We start from the raw sequence: 12,673 nt of genomic DNA on the forward strand, positions 1-12,673 counted from the left end.
CAGCCCCTCGTCTTCGCTCGGGGAAACGGTGCAGATTTCCGGCACGATGCTCTAATCATTATCCGAGCCGTCCCAATCGTCATCCCAGCGCAAGCTGGGATCGCCCGCGTCCTGTCAGAACGATAGCGGCCCCAGCTTTCGCTGGGGCGACGTCTTCCTTTTCTATTCAGGCCTTGCCTAAAACGCCGGATCGTTCGCCGGGTCGTCGCCCAGCGGCGTCACCACCTCGTGGATACCGCATTCGGTCTTGTCCCAGCCGCGCCAGCGGCCCGCACGCGGGTCTTCGCCGGGCTTGACCTTCGAGGTGCAGGGCGAGCAGCCGATCGACGGGTAACCCTCGGCTTCGAGCGGATGGCGCGGCAGGTCGTGCGCTTCGAAATAGGCGTCGAGCATGTCGCGCGTCCAGTTGGCGAGCGGGTTGAATTTCAGCCGGCCCGTGTTGCCGTCGAGCTCGAAGCGCGGCAGGCCCTGCCGGGTCGACGACTGGAATCCCTTGCGCCCCGTAATCGAGGTGTCGAAATCGGTCAGCGCCTTTTCGAGCGGCTTCACCTTGCGGATTTCGCAGCAGCCGTCGGGGTCGTAGGACCAGCGCAGCCCCGTCTCGTCCTTTTTTGCAAGTTCCTCGGGGTCGGGCGTCACATTGACGAGGTTGAGGCCGAGCCGTTGCGTCAGCTCGTCGCGATACGCCAGCGTTTCGGGGAAATGCTTGCCCGTTTCGAGGAACAGCACCGGAATATCGGGCGCGACCTGTGTGACGAGGTGGAGCAGCACCGCGCTTTCGGCGCCGAAACTCGACACGATCGCGGTTTCGCCGATCAGCCCCGCGCCGAACACGCTCGCGACCGCCTCGGCTGCGTCCTGGCCGCGGAACAGATTATTGAGGCGGATGACGTCGGCCTGCGTGAAGCGCGGCGCGACGTCGATCCGGTCGCGGGTCCGGTCCGCGCGCCCTTCTTGCCCTTCGCCCTGAGGAGCCGTTGAGCTTGTCGAAACGGCGTCTCGAAGGGCTTCGCGCGGTGCTTCGAGACGGGCCTTCGACCAGCTCAGTCCCTCCTCAGCACGAACGGATTTTCTGAAATCAGCCATGCCTCAGCTTCCAGATCGGCACCGCGCCGTCGGCTGCGTGCTGATAGACATAGTCGTAGCGGCTGAGCGCCGCGTCGACGTCGGCGCGACCCAGCGGCGCCTGCGGGGCGAAGCTGTCGAAGCCGCAGCGGCGCATGAAGAAGATGAGGTCGACGAGGATGTCGCCCTCGGCGCGGATTTCGCCGTCATAGCCCGCCTCACGCAGCACGCGCGCGGTCGAGAAGCCGCGGCCGTCGCGAAAGCGCGGGAAGCCGACTTCGACCAGCTTGACGCGGCCGAGGTGCGGGATCAGACGGCGCGGATCGTCGCCCGCCTCGATCCGCACGGCACTTGCGCTCGTCTGCTCGATAAAAGCGTCGAGCGTGACCGCGGGCTCTTCGACCGGGTCGTCGTTGCGGAAACGCAGGGCTGCCTCAGCCATAAATAGCCTCCTTGAAGGGGTCCATGCCGACGCGGCGATAGGTGTCGAGGAAGCGCTCGCCGTCGGTGCGCAGCTCGCGATAACGCTCGATCGTGCGCTCGACGGCATCGACGATGCCTTCCTCGTCGAAGCCGGGGCCGGTGATCTTGGCCTGCGACGTGTCTTCGGCGCCCGAGCCGCCGAGCAGCAGCTGGTAGTTTTCGGTGCCCTTGCGGTCGACGCCGAGGATGCCGATCTGGCCCGCGTGGTGGTGGCCGCAGGCGTTGATGCAGCCCGAAATCTTGATCTTCAGCTCGCCGATGTCGCGCTGGCGCTCGGTGTCGGCGAAACGCTGCGCAATTTTCTGCGCGATCGGGATCGAGCGTGCATTGGCGAGGCTGCAATAATCGAGGCCGGGGCAGGCGATGATGTCGGTGACGAGATCGAGGTTCGCATCGGCGAGCCCCGCGGCGTCGAGCGCCTGCCAGATCGCGTAGAGATCGGCCTTGCGGACGTGCGGCAGCACGAGATTCTGCGCGTGCGTCGCGCGGATCTCGTCGAAGCTGTAGCGTTCGGCAAGGTCGGCGACGCGCTCCATCTGCTCGGCCGAAATATCGCCGGGAATGCCGCCGACGGGCTTCAGGCTGATGTTCGCGATGGCATAGCCCGGCGCCTTGTGCGCGATAACCTGCCGGTCGACCCACAATGCGAAGTCGGGGTCCGAAAGGTCGATGTCGTCGGACAGGCCGGTCTCGAACGGCGGCGGCGCGAAAAAGGCGGCGATGCGGTCGTATTCGGCCTGCGGAAAGTCGGTGCCGAGCGTCAGGAAATGTTCGAACTGCTCTTCAACCTGACGGCGGAATTCCTCTTCGCCAAGGTCGTGGACGAGGATCTTCATCCGCTGCTTGTGGATATTGTCGCGTCGCGCGTGCATGTTCCACACGCGCAGGATCGCCTGCAGATAGGAGAAGATCTGGCTCGAAGGCAGGAAGTCGCGGATCTTGTATGCGATGAAGGGGGTGCGCCCCATGCCGCCGCCCGCATAGACTTCGAAGCCTTCCTCGCCCGCTTCGTTGCGGACGATGCGCAGCGCGCAGTCGTGCCAGCGCAGCGCCGCACGGTCTTCCTTCGAGGAAATCACCGCGATCTTGAACTTGCGCGGCAGATAGCTGAATTCGGGGTGGAAGGTCGTCGCCTGACGCAAAAGCTCGGCCCATGGGCGCGGGTCGCAGATTTCGTCGGCGGCGGCGCCGGCATATTGGTCGGCGGAGATGTTGCGGATGCTCTCGCCGCTCGTCTGGATCGCGTGCATCTCGACCGTCGCCAGCTCGGCGAGCAGGTCGGGCGCTTCCTCCAGCTTAATCCAGTTATACTGGATATTCTGGCGCGTCGTGAAATGGCCATAGCCGCGATCATATTTGCGCGCGATGTCGGCGAGCTTGCGCATCTGGCGCGAATTGAAGGTGCCATAGGGGATGGCGACGCGCAGCATATAGGCGTGAAGCTGAAGATAGAGGCCGTTCTTGAGCCTGAGCGGCTTGAACTGGTCCTCGGTCAGCTCGCCGGCGATGCGGCGGCGGGTCTGGTCGCGGAAATCCTCGACGCGGGCGTCGACCATCGCCTGATCGTAACGGTCATATTCATACATGTCAGTTCTCGTCAAAAGCTGCCGTTCGTCCTCGAAGGACGTTGGGAGATGCTTCGAGACGCCATTTCGACAAGCTCAATGGCTCCTCAGCACGAACGGGAAAAGGGCGGCCGGCCATCAGATCACCCAGTCGCCGGCAGCGGGGTCGGCAGGTTTCAATGTCAGGTCGGGGCGCACGGTCGGGCCGAGCGCGCGGATGCGGTCCTTGATATGCGCGGGGCGCGGGCCGCCGGGGGTCGGCGTGCCGTCGATGATATAGGGGGTGTTGACGCGGCGCGCGCCTTCCTCCGCCTGCAATATCGCCTCGCCGGCCTCGCCGACGTCGGCGGCATCCTCGACGTGAAGCGACCAGTCGCGTCCCGTCCACCAGATGACCGCGCCGCTCTTCAGATCGTTGCCGGTCAGAAGTCGCATGAAAAATCCCTTATCGAAGAAAAGGCGCCGGGAGCGCCGAGACAGTCGAGCGCGTCGGCTCGCGCGGCGACCTTGCCGACGATGATCAGCGCGGGGCTCTGCACCTTTTCGCGCGCGACGAGGTCGCCGAGGTCGGCGAGCAAGGTGCGCAGCACGCGCGCATCGGCGCTCGTGCCGCGCTCGACAACCGCAACGGGGAGGCCGGGGGACACGCCGTCGGCGATCAGCTTGTCGGCGATGGCGGGGGCGGTCGCGAGGCCCATGTAGATGACGAGCGTGCGGCCATGGCCCGCGAGCCCCGACCAGTCCTGATCGGTCAGATCCTTGCACTGGCCCGCGACGAAGCTGACCGCGCTCGCATCCTCGCGGTGCGTGAGCGGCAGGCCGGCCTGCGCCGCGCAGCCCGCGGCGGCGGTGATGCCGGGGACGACTTCGCATGCGATGCCCGCCTCGCGCGCCGCGTCGAGCTCTTCGCCGCCGCGGCCGAAAATGAAGGGATCGCCGCCCTTCAGCCGCACCACCTGCTTGCCGGCGCGCGTTTCGCGAACGAGCAGGTCGTTGATGCTCTCCTGCTTCATCGTGTGGCGGCTGCGCTGCTTGGCAACGCTGATCCGTTCGACACGCGCGGGGATCAGCGCGAGCACGCCTTCGCCGACCAAGCCGTCGTGGACGATCAGGTCGGCGCTCTCGATCAGCCGCGCCGCGCGCAGCGTCAACAGGTCGGGGTCGCCGGGGCCGGCGCCGACGAGCCACAGCTTGCCCGCGGACGGGAGAGGGGCAGGGGCTTTTGTCATGGCGCCAAAATGGTTCGGCGGCGAAGGAAACGCAAAGCAGCCTTTTTTGGATGGGGTGAAGGTAAATTTGGGGGGATAGGCGAACGACCCATCTCCTCTCGTCATTGCGAGCGGAGCGAAGCAATCCAGGGCGGCCTCGCGAAGCTCTGGATTGCCGCGCGGCTTCGCCGCTCGCAATGACGGAGCGCTATAGAAAGCCCTTGCGCACGAGCTTCGGCGCGTCGTCGTCGCTCTCGCGCAGCCCGACCCCGATCGAGGCGCGCAGCGCGTCGCTTTCGGAGCTGGCGACCGGATAGGCGCAATAGTCGGCGGCGTAAAAGGCGCTCGGGCGGTGGTTGCCCGACAGGCCAATGCCGCCGAAGGGCGCCGCCGATGAGGCGCCGTTGGTCGGGCGGTTCCAGTTGACCACGCCGGCGCGCGCATTGGCCCAGAACTGGTCGTAGAGCTGGGGCGTGCCGCCGATCAGCGCCGCAGACAGGCCGAAAGCGGTGTTGTTCGCCTCGGCGATCGCCGCCTCGAAGCTCTCGACGCGGACGAGCTGGAGCAGCGGCCCGAACAGTTCGATGTCGGGGCGTTCGGGCATCGCCGTCACGTCGATGATGCCGGGGGTCAGGAAGGGGCGGTCGGCGATCGGCCGCGTCATGTGGCGGATCACCTGGCCGCCGTTCGACATCAGAATCAGGAAACTTTCGGTGAGGCCGTCGGCCGCCTCATTGTCGATCACCGGCCCCATATAGGGTGCGGGGTCGGCGTGCGGATGGTCGACGATCAGGCGGTTCGTCAGGTTGCGCACCTCGTCGATCAGCGCTTCGGCCACCGTTTGCCGGACGATCAGGCGCCGCGCATTGGTGCAGCGCTGCCCCGCGCTCAGAAAGGCCGACTGGACGACGAGCATCGCGGCGGTACGAATGTCGGGCGTGTCCCAGACGACGATGGGATTGTTACCGCCCATTTCGAGCGCGAGGATCTTGCCCGGGCGGTCGGCGAACTGGCGGTTGAGCGCGACGCCGGTGCGCGCCGACCCGGTGAAGAGCAGGCCGTCGATGCCGTCATGCCCCGCGAGCGCCTTGCCCTGGTCGGGGCCGCCGATGACGAGCCGCAGCACCTCTTCGGGAACACCCGCACTATGGAATAGCTGGGCGAGCTTCGCGCCGACCGCGGGGGTCTTTTCCGATGGCTTGAAAATGACCGAATTGCCCGCGAGCAGTGCCGGGACGATGTGGCCGTTCGGCAGGTGCGCGGGGAAATTATACGGGCCGAGCACCGCGAGCGCGCCGTGCGGCTTGTGGCGCACAGCGTGGCGCAGGCCCATCGCGCCCTCGATGCGGCGGTTCGGCGTCCGCTCGGCATAGGCCTTTACCGAAATATCGACCTTGGCCGCTACCGATTCGACCTCGGTGCGCGCTTCCCACAGCGGCTTGCCCGTTTCGCGCGCGATCAGGTCGGCGAAGCTTTCGGCATCCGCCTTCACGCGATCGGCAAAGCGCCGCAGCGTTTCGGCGCGATAGGCCAGCGGCTTCGCGGCCCAGCCGGGCCACGCTTGCCGCGCGGCGGCGACTTCGGCGTCGACGTCGCTGATGCGGCCGCGCCACAATTCGGCACCGGTCGCCGGTTCGTAGGAGATCAATTCTTCGCTCATCGCCGCAACCGTCCGCCACACGGAAATGCGCCGATCGGCGGGACACGGGCATCTGTCGCTGGCTGGAGCATCCCGGGGCTCTTATCGACGAAAGGCGGGCGCGGCAACCGTCTGACGGCGCTGCGAAGGACTGCTTGCGCCGCGCGCCGGGGTTGGCGATAGATGCGCGCAAGACAGGCGAAAAAAGGGGGATGGCCCATTTCGGTCAAGGACGAGATCAGCCGCGACTGGAGCGACCATTATTGGTGGTCGGCCGATGGCGTTCGGCTGCACGCGCGCGTCTATGACGGGCCGGAGGAGGCCGCCGCGGCGCCGCCCATTCTCTGTATGCCCGGCCTCGCGCGCAATGTCCGCGATTTCGAGGATTTGGCGCCGCACGTCGCCCGGCATCGCAGGACGATCGTGATCGAGTTTCGCGGGCGCGGCGAAAGCGCCTTTGCGAAGGACCCGATGACCTATGTGCCGCTCACCTATGTGCAGGACGTCGTGCCGCTCCTCGACGAACTGGGGATCGACCGCTTCGCCACCATCGGCACCTCGCTCGGCGGTCTCGTGTCGATGCTGATGGCGGCGAGCATGGCGGGGCGGCTGGCCGGCGCGGTGCTCAACGACGTCGGACCCGAACTCGAAAAGGCCGGGCTCGAGCGCATCCGCGACTATATCGGTGCGGGCGGCAGCCAGCCGACCTGGGTGCACGCGGCGCGCGCCTTTGCCGAACTCAACGGCGCCATCTATCCGGGTTACGGTATCCACGACTGGCTGCGGCTGACCAAGCGCACACACCGGCTGACCCCAGAGGGGCGCATCGTCACCGACTACGACAAGCAGATCGCGGCGCCGCTGCGGCTCGCCGGCGACGAGCAGGGGATCGACCTCTGGCCCGCCTATCGCGCGCTCGGCGACGTGCCGGTGCTGATCCTGCGCGGCGCGCTCTCCGACATATTGGCGGCGGGCGCGGCGCGAAAAATGGCCGACGCGCTTCCGAACGCGCGGCTCGTCGAGGTGCCGGGGGTCGGCCATGCGCCGACGCTGGACGAGGCCGAGGCGCGCGCGGCGATCGACGCCTGGATGGCGGAGCTTCCGGCCGCGTGAGCGCTCGCAACGAAGCCCGGTCTCGCTGGCCGATCCGGATACTCCATCTTCATTCGAGCTTTTCGCTCGGCGGCAAGGAGGCGCGCGCGGTTCGCCTGATGAACCTGATGGGCGATCGGGCGCGTCACACGATCCTGTCCGCCGTGCCGGGAGCGCTCGGCGCGCGCGCGGCGATTGATCCCGCGATCACCGTCGATTTTCCCTCCGACGCACCGGAACTGCACGGCAAGCCCTCGCTTGCTCGCTATCGCGACCTGGCGCGCTATTTCTGCGACTTCGATCTGGTGCTGAGCTATAATTGGGGCGCGATGGACGGGGTGATGGCGCGCCGTATCCATGGATCGCGTTGGCCGGGCGCCATGCCCGATCTGATCCACCATGAGGACGGCTTCAACGAGGATGAGAGTGTCCGGCGCGACTGGAAGCGGAGCCTGTTCCGCCGCGCCGCGCTGCCGACGGCTGCGGCGGTCGTGGTGCCATCGACGGTGCTCCAGCGCATCGCCGCCCGCGAATGGGGCGCCGGAAAGCGCACCCGCCTGATCCGCAACGGCATCGACGTTGCCGCCTATGCTGCCCCGCCGAGCATTGCGATCCCCGGCTTTCGGCGCCGCGAGGGCGAGGTGGTGATCGGCACGGTAGCGGGCTTGCGCAAGGTCAAGGATCTGCCGCGCCTCGTGCGCGCGGTCGCGGCGCTGCCCGCCAATGTCCGGCTGGTGATCGTCGGCGAGGGGCCGGAGCGCGATGCGATCCGCACCGAGGCCGCGGCGTGTGGCATCGCCGATCGCCTCGTTCTGCCCGGCTTCATGGCCGAGCCGGCGCGCTGGATCGGGCATTTCGACCTGCTCGCCCTGTCGTCGCGCAGCGAGCAGGCGCCGATCGCGGTGATCGAGGCGATGGCGGCGGGACTCCCCGTGGTCAGCCCGAATGTCGGCGACGTCGCGGCTATGGTGTCAAAGGCCAACCGGCCCTTCGTTGCGGCCGCCGAGGCCGGGTTTCGCGCCGCGCTGGCGCGCATGGCCGAAGACCGGGCGCTGCGGTGCGCGGTCGGCGCCGATAATCGGCGCGTTGCCGCCCAACGCTTCGACGAATCAATCATGGTCGCGGCCTACGAAAATCTCTATAGTTTATCCTTGGAAGGTTACAGCCCGTTCAGCGGGCACCGGACAGGGATTGATTGACAAGGGGCGCCGTCTTCCGCTTACGGAAACGGAAATCGGGGACCGGCAGCGTGCTGCGCGCCGGCGGAGAGAAAGAGGTTTACAGTGTTCAAAGGTTTGAAGCCCATCGTTTACGGCGGCCGTGAAGTGTGGCCGCTCGTCGAGGGCGGGAAGGGCGTGTCGGCGACCAACCACGCGTCGAGCGGCGCATGGGCCGCTGCGGGCGGGATCGGCACCGTTTCGGCGGTCAACGCCGACAGCTATGACGCCGAAGGCAAGATCATCCCGCAAATCTATCGCGCGCTCACGCGCAAGGAGCGGCATCAGGAACTGGTCGCCTATGCGATCGACGGCGCGGTCGAGCAGGTCAGGCGTGCGCACGACATCGCCGGCGGCAAGGGCGCGATCAACATCAATGTCCTGTGGGAAATGGGCGGCGCGCAGCAGGTTCTCGAAGGCGTGCTCGAACGCGCCAAGGGTCTCGTCACCGGCGTCACCTGCGGCGCGGGCATGCCCTACAAGCTCAGCGAGATCGCGGCGCGCCACAATGTCCATTATCTGCCGATCATCTCGTCGGCGCGCGCTTTCCGCGCGCTGTGGAAGCGCGCCTATCACAAGGTCGCGCATCTGATGGCGGCGGTGGTCTATGAAGACCCGTGGCTCGCGGGCGGACACAATGGCCTGTCGAATGCCGAGGACCCGTTGAAGCCCGAAGATCCCTATCCGCGCGTCAAGGCGCTGCGCGACACGATGCGCGCCGAAGGCATCGCCGACGAGGTGCCGATCGTGATGGCGGGCGGCGTCTGGTATCTGCGCGACTGGGAAGACTGGATCGACAATCCGGAGCTCGGCCAGATCGCCTTTCAATATGGCACGCGCCCGCTGCTGACGCGGGAAAGCCCGATTCCGCAGGACTGGAAGGACCGGCTGCGCACGCTCGACGAAGGCGATGTGCTGCTCCACCGTTTTTCGCCGACGGGCTTTTACTCGAGCGCGGTGCGCAACCCCTTCCTGCGCGACCTCGAAGCGCGGTCGGAGCGCCAGATTCCCTATTCGAAACAGGAAGCCGGCGACCATGTCGTCCAGCTCGACGTCGGGGTGAAGGGCAGGAATTTCTGGGTCACGCCGCACGACCGCGACCGCGCGCGCGACTGGTTCGCCGAAGGCTATACCGAAGCGCTCAAGACCCCCGACAATACGGTGGTCTTCGTCACCGAAAGCGACCGCGACATGATCCGCAAGGACCAGGCCGACTGCATGGGCTGCCTGTCGCACTGCGGCTTTTCGGCGTGGAAGGACCATGACGATTATTCGACCGGCTACCTCGCCGACCCGCGCAGCTTCTGCATCCAGAAAACGCTGCAGGACATCGCGCACGGCGGCGACGTCGAACAGAATCTGATGTTCGCGGGCCACGCCGCGTTCAACTTCAAGACCGATCCCTTTTATTCGAACAATTTCACGCCGACGGTGAAGGAGCTGGTCGACCGGATTCTGACGGGGGATTGATCGGTTACACGCAGTCGCCGAAGCTGGGCGGGCCGTCGCGGGCAAGCAGCTCGTCGACGGCTTTGTCGAGATCGGCGGCGGGCATTGCCCTGAAGTGATCGTACATCATGGCGGCGTCGCCTTCACAGATATAGGAACGATCTTCGCTGTCGAGGTTCTGGCTTGCCTTGAACTTTGAAAGCGTGTCCGGAGTGCCGCTGGTATTGCGAATGATGTAGGCGTCGAACTTGTCGCTCAGGATCGCAAGGCGCGCCTGAAAATCGGCATCCAGCCCAGCTCGGCACATTTTGCCGGTCTTTTCGGCAAAATAGACGAATGTTCCAAGGCAAAGGACGCCTCGCCCGGGCGGTTGTTCGGGTGGAGCCGCCGAGACGAAAGCTGCACTGGCGGCAAGCGCAACAATGGTTTTGAACGCACGCACGTCAGACCCACCCCTCCAGCACCTGGTCGGGCGGGCGGTGGCCGTCGGCCCAGGCGCGGATGTTGGCGATGACCTTTTCGCCCGATGCCTCGCGTCCCTCGATCGTCGCCGAGGCGAGGTGGGGGAGCAGCACGGCATTGTCGAGGGCGAGCAAATCGGGGTCGACGTCGGGCTCGCGCGCATAAACGTCGAGGCCCGCGCCCGCGATGCGCCTGGCTTTCAGCGCCGCGATCAGCGCCTTTTCATCGACGATCTCGCCGCGCGCGGTGTTGATCAGATAGGCGCTCGGCTTCATCGCCGCGATGCGCCTGGCATTCACCATCTCGTGCGTTTCGCTGGTGTGCGGGCAGTGGATCGTCACCACGTCGCTGATCCTGAGCAGCGTGTCGAGGCTCGCATGATAGCTCGCGCCGAGTTCCTCCTCGATCGCTTCGGGCAGGCGCTTTCTGTTGTGATAGTGGATCGACAGGCCAAAGGCGCGCGCGCGCCGCGCGACCGCGAGGCCGATGCGCCCCATGCCGACGATGCCAAGCAATTTTCCGCCGACGCGGTGGCCGAGCATCGCGCTCGGCGCCCAGCCCTGCCAATTCCCCGATCGCATCAGCTTCTCACCCTCGGCCAAGCGGCGCGGGACGCTGAGGATCAGCGCCATCGTCATGTCGGCCGTATCCTCGGTAAAGACGCCGGGGGTGTTCGCGACCATGATCCCCTTCTCCCGTGCCGCAGCGAGGTCGATATGATCGACCCCGGCGCCGAAATTGGCGATCAGTTTGAGCCGGTCGCCCGCCGCTTCGATGATCTCCGCGTCGATCCGGTCGGTCACCGTGGGGACGAGGACGTCGCAGTCGCGCACCGCTGTCTTGAGTTCTTCGGTCGAGAAGGCGTGGTCGTGCGCCGACAGCACCGCGTCGAACAATTCGGCCATGCGGCCTTCGACATGGGGCATCAGCTGGCGGGTGACGATGACGCGCGGGCGTTTCGGGCGAGGAGAGTCGGGCATGGCCGCCGATAGAGCGCGCGCCGCGCGGGGGGTCAAGAGGCCGGGGTGAGGACCTGTTAATTGCACGTTCGAGGTTTGAAGCGATTTTGTTCGGTGCGAGGAGGCAAGGCGTAGGAATATGTCGATATTTCAAGGCTTGCCAACGAAGCAATGGACAAAGCCTGTCCCCGCGAAGGCGGGGATCGGCCAAATCCCGAAGGGACGCCGAAATGGCTTCGATCTCGCCTCCGCGCGGTCTTGCGGGCAGAACCACTACCCGCTGCGCCCGCGCGGAGGCGATATCTTCGCCATTTCGACGCCTCGAACATGCAATTAACAGGTCCTGACCCCAAGTCGCGACAAGCCTGTGGACGATCGGCCGCCGCACTGCTGCGACCGGTTGAAAAGGCGCGCGGATTTTGACAAGGCGGTGGCATGAAAATCCGCCATTTGCTCGCTGTCATTGTGGCCGTCGCCGCTATCGGTCCGGGCATCGTCGTGGCGGTCGCGCGCTATGCGCCGGCGGCGGCACAGGCATCGGACGAGGTGCAATTGCCCTATTGGGCGTCGATCAGCGTCGATCGCGCGCGGATGCGGAAGGGGCCGTCGATGGACGTGCCGGTTTTGTGGGAATATCGGCGCAAGGATCTGCCCGTGAAAGTGATCGCGCGCCACGATCTGTGGCGCAAGGTCGAGGATCCCGACGGCGCGCAGGGGTGGATGGCGGCGCGCCTGCTCAGCCGCACGCGCACCGCGATCGTCACCGGCGAAATCCGCCCGATGCGCGAATCGCCGACGCCCGGCGCCGCGGTCGCCTATCGCGCCGAACCCGGCGTCGTCGGCCGGATCACCGACTGCAAGGACGGCTGGTGCCGCTTCAACGTCGGCGGCCGCAAGGGCTGGATCGAAACCGGCCATATCTGGGGCGACTGATTTGACGAGGGCCGGGCGCTTGTCCGCCCGGCCTTTGCTCTGTTTCGAGTCCTCTGCGGATCAGAAGAAACCGCGATGCATGCGTACAACCGCACCGCTGCGCAGGTTGACGAGCAGCAGGTCGTTATAGTGGCGAACATAGGTCAGCCCGGCGCCCGCGCGCGGAAGGTGCCAGCGTGCGTCATAGGCCAGGCGATAGGCGGGCGCATAATAGCGCGTGCCCAGCCGGGTTCCGACCGCGAAGCTGCGATAGCGGAACGGCGCGTGCCAATTGGCGTAGCGGCGGTCGCGGCGCCAGTCGCGCGCGTCTTCGCGATATTCCTGACGCGCGCCGCGCAATTCGCGATGTTCTTCGCGGACGTCGCGCCGGTCGCCATAGCGAACTGCCTGCCGGACGTCGCGTTTTTCCTGACGAATGTCCTGCCGGTCGCGGCGCAGTTCGCCGGGCGAGGTCGCGGCCGAGGCCGCCGCCGGGATCATCATGGCGGCGATCAGGCCGGCGGTGAGAAATTTGCTCTTCATGTGCCATTCCTTGTCTTGCCGTCAGGGGGAGGGGATCTGCCCGATGACAGGAGAAGGATTAGGCGAGCGCGCTTGAACC

At 66.3% G+C, this 12,673-nt stretch carries 13 protein-coding genes; 4 read left to right on the forward strand and 9 right to left on the reverse strand.

Going from position 1 to position 12,673, the window contains the following annotated elements; all coding sequences use genetic code 11:
* Positions 1-177 precede the first annotated feature (177 nt).
* The 6 genes from KNJ79_RS08690 to astD all read right to left on the reverse strand — a co-directional run bounded on the left by KNJ79_RS08690 (position 178) and on the right by astD (position 5,981).
* Entirely contained in the window at positions 178-1,086 is a 909-nt protein-coding gene (locus KNJ79_RS08690; protein ID WP_317153606.1) for a phosphoadenylyl-sulfate reductase, read from the reverse strand.
* Positions 1,079-1,507 carry a DUF934 domain-containing protein gene (locus KNJ79_RS08695; RefSeq protein WP_089214369.1) on the reverse strand — a complete coding sequence of 143 codons (429 nt, stop codon included), beginning with the start codon at positions 1,505-1,507 and terminating at the stop codon, positions 1,079-1,081. Before KNJ79_RS08695 ends, KNJ79_RS08690 begins: the two co-directional genes overlap by 8 nt.
* Entirely contained in the window at positions 1,500-3,134 is a 1,635-nt protein-coding gene (locus KNJ79_RS08700) for a nitrite/sulfite reductase (protein WP_317153607.1), read from the reverse strand. Before KNJ79_RS08700 ends, KNJ79_RS08695 begins: the two co-directional genes overlap by 8 nt.
* 117 nt (positions 3,135-3,251) lie before the next feature.
* Positions 3,252-3,548: a DUF2849 domain-containing protein gene (locus KNJ79_RS08705; protein ID WP_089214371.1), complete on the reverse strand. Its 297-nt coding sequence runs from the start codon at positions 3,546-3,548 to the stop codon at positions 3,252-3,254.
* On the reverse strand, positions 3,536-4,342 hold the full coding sequence (cobA, locus tag KNJ79_RS08710) for a uroporphyrinogen-III C-methyltransferase (protein WP_317153608.1): 807 nt from the start codon (positions 4,340-4,342) through the stop codon (positions 3,536-3,538). The genes KNJ79_RS08705 and cobA overlap by 13 nt, the downstream gene beginning before the upstream one ends.
* 187 nt (positions 4,343-4,529) lie before the next feature.
* Positions 4,530-5,981: a succinylglutamate-semialdehyde dehydrogenase gene (gene astD / locus KNJ79_RS08715; protein ID WP_317153609.1), complete on the reverse strand. Its 1,452-nt coding sequence runs from the start codon at positions 5,979-5,981 to the stop codon at positions 4,530-4,532.
* Positions 5,982-6,143: 162 nt separating this feature from the next.
* Between astD and KNJ79_RS08720 the strand changes: the two genes are divergently transcribed.
* The 3 genes from KNJ79_RS08720 to KNJ79_RS08730 all read left to right on the forward strand — a co-directional run bounded on the left by KNJ79_RS08720 (position 6,144) and on the right by KNJ79_RS08730 (position 9,739).
* Positions 6,144-7,073: an alpha/beta fold hydrolase gene (locus KNJ79_RS08720; protein ID WP_089214373.1), complete on the forward strand. Its 930-nt coding sequence runs from the start codon at positions 6,144-6,146 to the stop codon at positions 7,071-7,073.
* Positions 7,070-8,251: a glycosyltransferase gene (locus tag KNJ79_RS08725; RefSeq protein WP_317153610.1), complete on the forward strand. Its 1,182-nt coding sequence runs from the start codon at positions 7,070-7,072 to the stop codon at positions 8,249-8,251. Before KNJ79_RS08720 ends, KNJ79_RS08725 begins: the two co-directional genes overlap by 4 nt.
* Positions 8,252-8,335: 84 nt before the next feature.
* Positions 8,336-9,739 (forward strand): NAD(P)H-dependent flavin oxidoreductase, encoded by a 1,404-nt coding sequence (locus tag KNJ79_RS08730; RefSeq protein WP_089214374.1) that lies wholly within the window; start codon positions 8,336-8,338, stop codon positions 9,737-9,739.
* A gap of 4 nt (positions 9,740-9,743) precedes the next feature.
* On the opposite strand, the gene KNJ79_RS08735 is transcribed toward KNJ79_RS08730, so the two are convergent.
* Both KNJ79_RS08735 and KNJ79_RS08740 read right to left on the reverse strand, forming a co-directional pair.
* Complete coding sequence (locus KNJ79_RS08735) at positions 9,744-10,160, reverse strand: hypothetical protein (RefSeq protein WP_317153611.1); 417 nt, start codon at positions 10,158-10,160, stop codon at positions 9,744-9,746.
* 1 nt (position 10,161) lies between these two features.
* A complete protein-coding gene (locus tag KNJ79_RS08740; RefSeq protein WP_089214376.1) occupies positions 10,162-11,160 on the reverse strand; it encodes a 2-hydroxyacid dehydrogenase in 999 nt (332 codons plus the stop codon).
* Between the two features lie 414 nt (positions 11,161-11,574).
* On the opposite strand from KNJ79_RS08740, the gene KNJ79_RS08745 reads away from it, so the two are divergent.
* Positions 11,575-12,072 (forward strand): SH3 domain-containing protein, encoded by a 498-nt coding sequence (locus tag KNJ79_RS08745; protein WP_317153612.1) that lies wholly within the window; start codon positions 11,575-11,577, stop codon positions 12,070-12,072.
* A 60-nt stretch (positions 12,073-12,132) separates the two neighbouring features.
* On the opposite strand, the gene KNJ79_RS08750 is transcribed toward KNJ79_RS08745, so the two are convergent.
* Complete coding sequence (locus KNJ79_RS08750) at positions 12,133-12,594, reverse strand: RcnB family protein (RefSeq protein WP_317153613.1); 462 nt, start codon at positions 12,592-12,594, stop codon at positions 12,133-12,135.
* Positions 12,595-12,673: the final 79 nt, after the last annotated feature.

This window comes from Sphingopyxis indica (assembly GCF_032879645.1).
Classification (GTDB): Bacteria; Pseudomonadota; Alphaproteobacteria; order Sphingomonadales; family Sphingomonadaceae; genus Sphingopyxis; species Sphingopyxis indica.

What these genes read in the sequence shown, in the direction of transcription:
- KNJ79_RS08690 (WP_317153606.1), bottom strand. Translation starts at nt 1,086, where the DNA reads ATGGCTGATTTCAGAAAATCCGTTCGTGCTGAGGAGGGACTGAGCTGG.
- KNJ79_RS08695 (WP_089214369.1), bottom strand. Translation starts at nt 1,507, where the DNA reads ATGGCTGAGGCAGCCCTGCGTTTCCGCAACGACGACCCGGTCGAAGAG.
- KNJ79_RS08700 (WP_317153607.1), bottom strand. Translation starts at nt 3,134, where the DNA reads ATGTATGAATATGACCGTTACGATCAGGCGATGGTCGACGCCCGCGTC.
- KNJ79_RS08705 (WP_089214371.1), bottom strand. Translation starts at nt 3,548, where the DNA reads ATGCGACTTCTGACCGGCAACGATCTGAAGAGCGGCGCGGTCATCTGG.
- cobA (WP_317153608.1), bottom strand. Translation starts at nt 4,342, where the DNA reads ATGACAAAAGCCCCTGCCCCTCTCCCGTCCGCGGGCAAGCTGTGGCTC.
- astD (WP_317153609.1), bottom strand. Translation starts at nt 5,981, where the DNA reads ATGAGCGAAGAATTGATCTCCTACGAACCGGCGACCGGTGCCGAATTG.
- KNJ79_RS08720 (WP_089214373.1), top strand. Translation starts at nt 6,144, where the DNA reads ATGCGCGCAAGACAGGCGAAAAAAGGGGGATGGCCCATTTCGGTCAAG.
- KNJ79_RS08740 (WP_089214376.1), bottom strand. Translation starts at nt 11,160, where the DNA reads ATGCCCGACTCTCCTCGCCCGAAACGCCCGCGCGTCATCGTCACCCGC.
- KNJ79_RS08745 (WP_317153612.1), top strand. Translation starts at nt 11,575, where the DNA reads ATGAAAATCCGCCATTTGCTCGCTGTCATTGTGGCCGTCGCCGCTATC.
- KNJ79_RS08750 (WP_317153613.1), bottom strand. Translation starts at nt 12,594, where the DNA reads ATGAAGAGCAAATTTCTCACCGCCGGCCTGATCGCCGCCATGATGATC.